Origin of the sequence: Cobetia sp. MC34 (assembly GCF_018340035.1) — a bacterium.
GTDB classification, from domain to species: Bacteria; Pseudomonadota; Gammaproteobacteria; order Pseudomonadales; family Halomonadaceae; genus Cobetia; species Cobetia amphilecti.
Genome location: NZ_JADPPY010000079.1, coordinates 1 through 1,968, shown reverse-complemented (window position 1 = coordinate 1,968; position 1,968 = coordinate 1). Strand labels below are relative to the sequence as shown.

Annotated in this window: 2 protein-coding genes; both read right to left on the bottom strand. The window is 48.6% G+C overall.

Going from position 1 to position 1,968, the window contains the following annotated elements; all coding sequences use genetic code 11:
- The coding region (locus IZU87_RS17185; protein ID WP_213115354.1) for a helix-turn-helix domain-containing protein at window positions 1-569 on the bottom strand (569 nt) is incomplete at its 3' end.
- A gap of 757 nt (window positions 570-1,326) precedes the next feature.
- The gene (locus tag IZU87_RS17180; protein ID WP_043331456.1) at window positions 1,327-1,683 is read right to left on the bottom strand and encodes a RidA family protein; all 357 of its coding nucleotides are present in this window, start codon (window positions 1,681-1,683) and stop codon (window positions 1,327-1,329) included.
- Window positions 1,684-1,968: the final 285 nt, after the last annotated feature.

Sequence of the window (1,968 nt, the reverse complement as noted above, 5' to 3'; positions counted from 1 at the left end):
TGGACAGCAAAGATCACCGGCTCTTGTTGGCGTTGCATATCGAGAAATACGGTGACGTAACGTTGCCCTCGACGTGATGCCGTTTCGTCTACCCCGACATTGGCAACCTGAGAAAGATCCAGGTCTCCCAGCATACGGCCTACGTAATGATGCACGATGCGCCACAAACGCTTGTCAGTGACTTCCAATTGCCGAGAGACGGCGAGCACAGGCATCTCCCTGACCAACGACATGGCAGCCTGTTCAAACAACAGTGTGAAGCCACTATCAGGGCGAGCCCAGGGCACCTCGACTCGCTTGACGCCGTGCTCTGGACACCGGGTGCGAGGAACGCGGGCATGGAGATAGCAATGATGCTGGAAGAAGTTCAGGTGTCGCCAGGACTTGTCGGCAAAGTCATGCGCCGGGCATGCCTTGCCGCATTCCGGGCAGGCATAAAGGCTCCCCCGGTCGGCTTCCACGTAAAGCTCGAGACGATGCGGAGATGACGTGGTATCCAGATGCTGGTCCTTGAGTTTCCAAGGCGCTTGCAAGCCCAAGCCAAGGGTCAGGACCTGAGTACCATCCATGTCAATTCTCCAGTCTGTTCGGGGGCCCATATCCTGGACCATTCCAGGGCACTAATTCCACACCTGGCGTCGAAGAGCCCAAAAAATACTTATTAAAACTAAAAATCTATATACATAAATATAACAGCATGACTGCAAAATCAACAAAGGAGGAATATAAACAACTTTACTCCTACAACCTAATCACAGTCTCCTAGCATAATCTAATGCCAACCATATAAGCATAAACCACACGCAGTATTCTATTAATTTAAGATTTACATATCTCTGATCACATGTACCAAAAGATAAAAAGGCATCAACTCCGAGAGAGAAAGTTAACAGCGCGGACAGAAAACCTACTTCAGTACCTATATTAAGATAGGCCTTGATAATTCTTTCAACAGAAATGTGTAAAGCAATCCCATAAAGTTAATAAAAAGTAACAGCAAGGGCAGAAAAGGCAATATAAAGTTACTTTCCTGTTACTATAAATTTTTTATACGATCGAGATACCTATCAGGATCAAACTGAAAATATTCTAGCAACGATGATACTAAACCAAAAATAAAATAAAACTAAGAAAATACAAATGCGGCTTGTCCGATGCTTAAATAAAAAAGCATTCTTACAAAATACACTAACAATAGATTTCAACTTACAAACAACCAATCAAAACAATAAGACATGATTTATTGTATCAATTTATACAACCAAGACTGAATATGATAGCCCGCCAGAGAAACCTCTGACGGGCTTAGAAAAATCATACTGCGAGTTACTTAACGGCAGCGACCACGGTAATTTCACACAGCAGTTCCGGGCTGGCCATGGCGGCTTGTACGCAGGCACGGGCGGGGGCGTGGCCTTGTGGTACCCAGGTGTCCCAGATGTCGTTGAAGGTCTTGAAGTCGTCCATTGTCTTGAGATAGACGGTGGCGGAGAGCAGGTGCTCGCGGTCGGTGCCGACTTCTTCCAGCAGCGCATCGACACGCGCGAGCATGCTGTTGGCCTGGTCCGTGATATTCCCGAAGCGATGGTCCGGACCGGCGACCTGGCCACACAGGTAGATGGTGTTGTTGTGGATCACGGCGCGGCTCATGCGCGGCTTGGTGTCATGGCGTTGGATGTTCATCGAGAGTGTCCTTGTGCTGTTCTTCTTGGGTAGTGGAAAAATGCCGCCAGCGGTGCTGATACAGAAAAGACCGCTGGCGAGACAGGGTGAGGTCAGTCCTTCAGCGTTCCAGATTCGCGCGAGCGGCGCAACGCGACCTGCGGGGAATATTACCCTGTATCCCGGCTTATTCATGAGACCGACCTGAAAACGAAGATGGCGAGTGGTTTTCTCTTGTAGAATCAGGATGTTCCTGCCAGAACACGATTCAAGAGGACCACTCGCCATGGGTGAAACCCTAACGAC